The organism is Streptomyces glaucescens (assembly GCF_002154375.1).
Lineage (GTDB): Bacteria > Actinomycetota > Actinomycetes > Streptomycetales > Streptomycetaceae > Streptomyces > Streptomyces glaucescens.
Genome location: NZ_MUND01000517.1, coordinates 1 through 5,551, shown reverse-complemented (window position 1 = coordinate 5,551; position 5,551 = coordinate 1). Strand labels below are relative to the sequence as shown.

Genomic DNA, 5,551 nt, shown 5'->3' with positions numbered 1-5,551 from the left:
GCCCGGTCCCACCGCGACGGCATCGCCGTCGACCGCCCGGTGACCGTGCGGCAGCTGCTCACCCACCACGTGGAGCTGCGCGACCGCCCGGGCGCCGACCGGCTCGCCGTGCTCGCCGCCGCCAATCCCTGCCCGCCCGAGCGCGCCGCGCTGGCGGCCCTCACCGACGACCCGCGCACCCTGGTCGAGCTGTTCGAGGACTTCCCGGCGCTGCGCGGCGCCCTCGACTGGCCCCGGCTGCTCGACCTGCTCACCCCGATGCGCCCCCGCCACTACTCGGTCTCCTCCTCGCCCGCGGCCGACCCCGGCCACGTGGACCTGATGGTCTCCCTGCTGGAGGCGCCCGCCAGGTCGGGCCGGGGCCTGCACCGCGGCACCGGCTCCGGGCACCTCGTCTCCGTCCGCCCCGGCGACACCGTGTACGCCCGGATCCAGCCCTGCCGCGAGGTGTTCCGGGTCGACGGCGCCACGCCCGTGGTCATGGTCGCGGCGGGCACGGGACTGGCCCCCTTCCGCGGTGCCGTCGCCGACCGGGTGGCGGCCCTCGCCCGGGGCGCCGAACTCCCGCCCGCCCTCCTCTACTTCGGCTGCGACGCCCCCGACGCCGACTTCCTGCACGCCGAGGAGCTGCGCGCCGCTCAGGCCGCCGGGGCGGTCTCGCTGCGCCCGGCCTTCAGCGCGGCCCCCGAGCGGGGGGCGGCCTTCGTCCAGCACCGCATCGCCGCCGAGGCCGACGAGGTGGGGGCGCTGCTGGACGCCGGAGCCCGGGTGTACGTCTGCGGTGACGGATCACGGATGGCGCCGGGCGTACGGGAGGCGTTCCGTACCCTGTACCGCAAGCGCACCCCGGACGCCGACGAGACGGCCGCCGCCGCATGGCTGGACACGCTGATCGCGGACGGACGGTACGTGGAGGACGTGTACACGGCGAGCTGACCCGCTTCGTGGATCGCCTCGCTTCGCTCATCCCATTAATTAAGTGGTTGAGTAATATCGGGTGAGCAGGTCGGACCAGGGTTGGGGAGGAGCCACATGGCGGGGCGGAACGGGCGCACGGTACGCGACCTCAGACGGGCCAACCGGACGGCCGTACTGCAACGGCTCTACTTCGACGGGCCGCTCAGCCGGTTCGAGCTGGGCCCCGCCACCGGGCTCAGCTCCGGCTCCGTCAGCAACGTGGTCGCCGACCTGGTCGCCGACGGCCTGGTCGAGGAGGCCGGCAGCGTCGACTCCGACGGCGGCCGGCCCCGCACCCTGCTGCGGGTCGCGTCCGGCAGCGGCCACATGATCGGCGTCGACGTCGGCGAGACCCGGGTGCGGATCGAGCTGTTCGACCTCACCCTCACCGAGCTCGCCCGCGCCGAACGCCCCCTCGGGCAGCGGCGCTACGACGTCGACGTCATCGTCGGCCACATCCGGGACGGCGTCGCCGAGGTCACCGAGACCGCCGGCGTCGACCCGGAGCGGCTGCTCGGCGTGGGCATCGGAGTCCCCGGCATCGTCGAGCACACCCCGGACCGCGGGGCCGTGGTGCACGGCCAGACCATCGGCTGGGACGCCGTCCCGCTGGAGGAGCTGCTGCGCACCGGCTCCCGGTTCCCGGACACCGTCCGGTGGTTCATCGACAACGGCGCCCGCACCCTCGGCCAGGCCGAGATGTGGTTCGGCGGCGGCCGGGGCGCCCGCAACGCGGTCGTCGTCCTCTTCGGCTCGGGCGTCGGCGCCTGCCTGGTCACCCCCGAGGTGGAGCACGGCCGGGCCGTCGAATGGGGGCATCTGACCGTGCGGGTCCGCGGACGCCGGTGCCGCTGCGGCGCGCTCGGCTGCCTGGAGGCGTACGCGGGCGCCGAGTCGCTGCTGGAGCGCTGGCGGGAGGAGGGCGGCCGGCCGCCGGCCGACACCGACGAGGAGACCGCGCTCACCGCGATGCTCGCCGCCGCCTACCCGGCCGACGGCAGCACCGCCGACCCCGCCGCGCTCGCCGTGCTGGAGGAGACCGCCGAATACCTGGGCGCGGGCCTGTCCGACCTGATCAACCTCTTCCAGCCCGAGCGGATCCTCATCGGCGGCTGGGCCGGGCTCCAGCTCGGCGCCGGGTTCCTGCCCGCCGTACGCCGGCACGCGGCGGCCTACGCCCTGCGGCACCCGGCCGAGCAGGTCACCATCGACCTCGGACGGCTCGGGCCCGACGCGGTCACCGTCGGCGCGGCGATCCTCCCGCTGGCCGACTTCTTCGCCCGCGGTGGGCGCCGCCCCGAGACCGCGCCGGAAGGCCCCGCGCCGGCCTGGCGGGCCGTGCTGGAGGAGCGGGCGCCGCGCTAGGGGGTGTCGTCGAACTCCCGTCGTCGTCCGCAGGGCAGACGGGAGTTCGACGACACCCCCCGAGGTCCCGCGGCGAGTCTTCCTCCGGCTCAGCCCGTCGACTCCTCCGGCGGCGCGTCCGGGGCCTCCCTATCCGTGCCGCCGGGCCGTGGCGCGTCCCGCCTTCCGGTGCCCGCCTCGTCGGTGTCCGGGACGTCGGCACTCCCGCCTCCGTCCTCCTCGCGCGCGGAGTCGTCCGTCGCCCGCGGACCCTCGGGTCCCGTGGGCACGTCCCACGGGTCCTCGCCCTCGCGGGTCTGCTGGTCCGGCAGATCGCGCGGCAGGGGATCGGTGCCGCGGCCCGGCTCTTCCTCCCGGTGCTCGTCCACGTCGTGCTCCTCTCGAATGGGTTCGGTTCGCTGCCGGGCGAGGGCCGCCACGCGGCGGTGGTCAGCCCACCTTGCGGCCCCGCATCGGCGCCGTCTCCGCGCCGGCCCCCTGCTGGACGCCCTCCAGGAACTCCTCCAGCACCTCGGTGGCCGAGCGGCTCGGCCGCCAGTCCAGCTCGGTGCGGGCACGGGAGGAGTCCATCAGCGGCAGCCTCAGGACCGCGTCGAACAGATGCGGGGAGGCCGGCAGCAGCCGCAGGCCCCACGCCGCGGCGATCGCCGAGCGGGCCGCGGTGCGCGGCAGCCGTACGGGCCGGCTGTTCAGCATCCCGCCCAGCAGCTCCGCGTCCACCGGCGGATCGGCGGCCAGGTTGAAGGGGCCCCGGACGTCCGCGTGCAGCGCCAGCCGGTAGGCCTCCGCCGCGTCGTCGGTGTGCAGGGCCTGCACCCGCAGTCCCGGGATGTCCGGCAGGAACGGCAGCAGTTCGGGGCGGGCCAGCGGCCCCGGCAGGAACCGGCCACCGAAGATCCGCCGTTGCTCGCTCGCCGACTCCCGTTTGAACAGGAACGCCGGGCGCATCCGCACCACGCGGATGTCGGGGTGCTCCCGCTCGAAGGTGTCGAGGGTGCGTTCCAGATAGGCCTTCTCCCGGCAGTACGCGGCGTCCGGCCAGCCGTGCGTCGGCCACGACTCGTCCACCATGCGGTCCTTGGGGCCGGGCGAGTAGGCGCCGACCGAGGAGGCGTGCACCAGGGTCCGTACCCCGGCCGCGGCGGCCGCCTCGAACACCCGGATGCTGCCGAGCACGTTGGTCCGCCAGGTGCGTGCCGGATCGTGGGTCGGCTGGAAGGCCCAGGCCAGGTGGATCACCGCGTCGGCGCCCTGGAACCGGCCCGTCAGGTCCGTCCGGTCCGAGGCCAGGTCGGCGGCGGTCCACTCCGTCTTCGGGGGCGTCCACTCGGGTATCCGGCGGGCCAGCCCCAGCACCGACTCGATGCGCGGGTCCTCCGACAACAGGCGCACCACACTGGTGCCGACGTTGCCGGTCGCGCCCGTCACCACGACCCTGCTGCCCGGTGTACTGCTCACTGTCGGCTCCTCTCGGCCATGGGCTCGCGGGAGGGCCGAGTACCCGGACAAGACAGGAAAAAGACCCGACCGGACGGGGGAATCGCGGTCGGGGCGGCCAGGGTGTGGGCACGGATGGCGGTCGCCTCTCGGCGAAAGGCTCCACAGGGCTTCAGCCGGACGATCGTCCCTGTGGGCAAAAGGTGAGGCCCGGGGACACTGTCCCATCCGCACCCACGGTCGGTTCAACGGACAACCACATGGGGATGTTCCGGCATCCGGCCCCCCCCGTGAGGTGATCCGTGTCACGCCTCCGGGGCCAGCGGGCTGTCCGCGAGGGACGCCAGCAGCCCGGCCGGATCGCCGTACACCGAGTCCGCGCCCGCCGCCTCCAGGTCGGCGCGCGGAATGCCGCCGCACAGCAGACCCACACACCGCACCCCGGCCCTGGCGCCCGCCTCCATGTCCCACACCGTGTCGCCGACGAACACCGCCCGCTCGGCCGGCACCCCGGCCAGCTCCAGGGCGTGCCGGACCGGCTCGGGGGAGGGCTTGCCCGACTCGACGTCCTCCGCGCTCGCGGTGGCGGTGATCGCGTCGTCGGCGTCGATCGCCCGCCGCAGCGCGGACAGCTCCGCGCCGCTCGCCGAGGTCGCCAGGACGACCGACCAGCCGTCGTCGCGCAGCCTCCGCAGCAGGGTGCCCGCGTCCGGCAGCGCGGGCAGCCGGTCGAAGTACTGCCCGTACAGCGCCTTGTGCGCGGCGCTCAGCTCGCCGTCCCGGTCCTTGTCGCGGTCCTCGCCCAGCAGCCGCGCGATCAGATCGCCGGACGGGAGGCCCACCGCGCGGTGCACCGAGTGCATCGGCACCTGGTGCCCCGCCTGGCGGAACGCCTCCCACCAGGCCACGACATGGAGGTGGTTGGTGTCGACGAGCGTGCCGTCGACATCGAACACCGCTGCACGTTCCATGATCGAAGTCCTTTCCACGCCGAAGTGCGCGAGTACCACGTCAGGCCGCCGGAATCCGCCCTTCCCGGGTCCACGCCAGCAGCTCCTCCGCCGACCACGCCGTCACCACCCGCTCGGGCGGCACCCCGCACTCCTCCGCGCGGGCGCAGCCGTTGATCTGCCAGTCCAGCTGCCCCGGGGCGTGGGCGTCGGTGTCGACCGAGAACAGCACCCCCGCCTCGACGGCCCGGCGCAGCAGCCGGCGCGGCGGGTCCAGGCGCTCCGGCCGGCTGTTGATCTCCACCGCCGTACCCGCCTCGGCGCACGCGGCGAACACCGCGTCCGCGTCGAACTCCGACTCCGGCCGCCCCCGCCCGGTCACCAGCCGCCCGGTGCAGTGCCCCAGCACGTCCGCGTGCGGGTTGCGCACGGCGGCCACCATCCGGCGAGTCATCGACCGGGCGTCCATGCGCAGCTTGGAGTGCACGGACACCACCACCACGTCCAGCCGGTCCAGCAGCTCCGGCTCCTGGTCCAGCGAGCCGTCCTCGAGGATGTCGCACTCGATGCCGGTCAGCAGCCGGAACGGCGCCCACGTCTCGTTCAGCGCCGCCACCACGTCCAGCTGCTCGCGCAGCCGGCCGGGGGACAGGCCCCGGGCGACCGTCAGCCGCGGCGAGTGATCCGTCAGCACCGCCCACTCGTGCCCCAGCCCGATCGCGGCCCGGCCCATCTCCTCGATCGGGCTGCCGCCGTCCGACCAGTCCGAGTGCAGATGGCAGTCCCCGCGCAGCAGCGCCCGCAGCGCCTCGCCGCCGCGCCGGGGCGCGGGGGCCAGGCGC

The 5,551-nt window shown here is 75.0% G+C and carries 5 protein-coding genes and 1 pseudogene; 2 read left to right on the top strand and 4 right to left on the bottom strand.

Annotated features, from left to right (window positions below):
* Window positions 1-936: pseudogene (locus CCN42_RS30060) on the top strand (ferredoxin reductase domain-containing protein); the annotation flags it as partial.
* 96 nt (window positions 937-1,032) lie between these two features.
* A complete protein-coding gene (locus tag CCN42_RS30055) occupies window positions 1,033-2,322 on the top strand; it encodes an ROK family transcriptional regulator (protein ID WP_086740344.1) in 1,290 nt (429 codons plus the stop codon).
* Window positions 2,323-2,411: 89 nt separating this feature from the next.
* Here CCN42_RS30055 and CCN42_RS30050 read toward each other — a convergent pair whose 3' ends face one another.
* From CCN42_RS30050 to CCN42_RS30035, 4 genes are all read right to left on the bottom strand, one after another.
* Window positions 2,412-2,690, bottom strand: a complete 279-nt coding sequence (locus CCN42_RS30050; protein ID WP_086740342.1) for a hypothetical protein — start codon at window positions 2,688-2,690, stop codon at window positions 2,412-2,414.
* Between the two features lie 61 nt (window positions 2,691-2,751).
* Window positions 2,752-3,780 (bottom strand): SDR family oxidoreductase, encoded by a 1,029-nt coding sequence (locus CCN42_RS30045; RefSeq protein ID WP_086740340.1) that lies wholly within the window; start codon window positions 3,778-3,780, stop codon window positions 2,752-2,754.
* Window positions 3,781-4,064: 284 nt separating this feature from the next.
* The gene (locus tag CCN42_RS30040; RefSeq protein ID WP_086740339.1) at window positions 4,065-4,730 is read right to left on the bottom strand and encodes an HAD family hydrolase; all 666 of its coding nucleotides are present in this window, start codon (window positions 4,728-4,730) and stop codon (window positions 4,065-4,067) included.
* A gap of 40 nt (window positions 4,731-4,770) precedes the next feature.
* Window positions 4,771-5,551, bottom strand: a 781-nt coding sequence (locus CCN42_RS30035) for a PHP domain-containing protein (RefSeq protein ID WP_107427664.1), incomplete at its 5' end; no start/stop codon positions are given.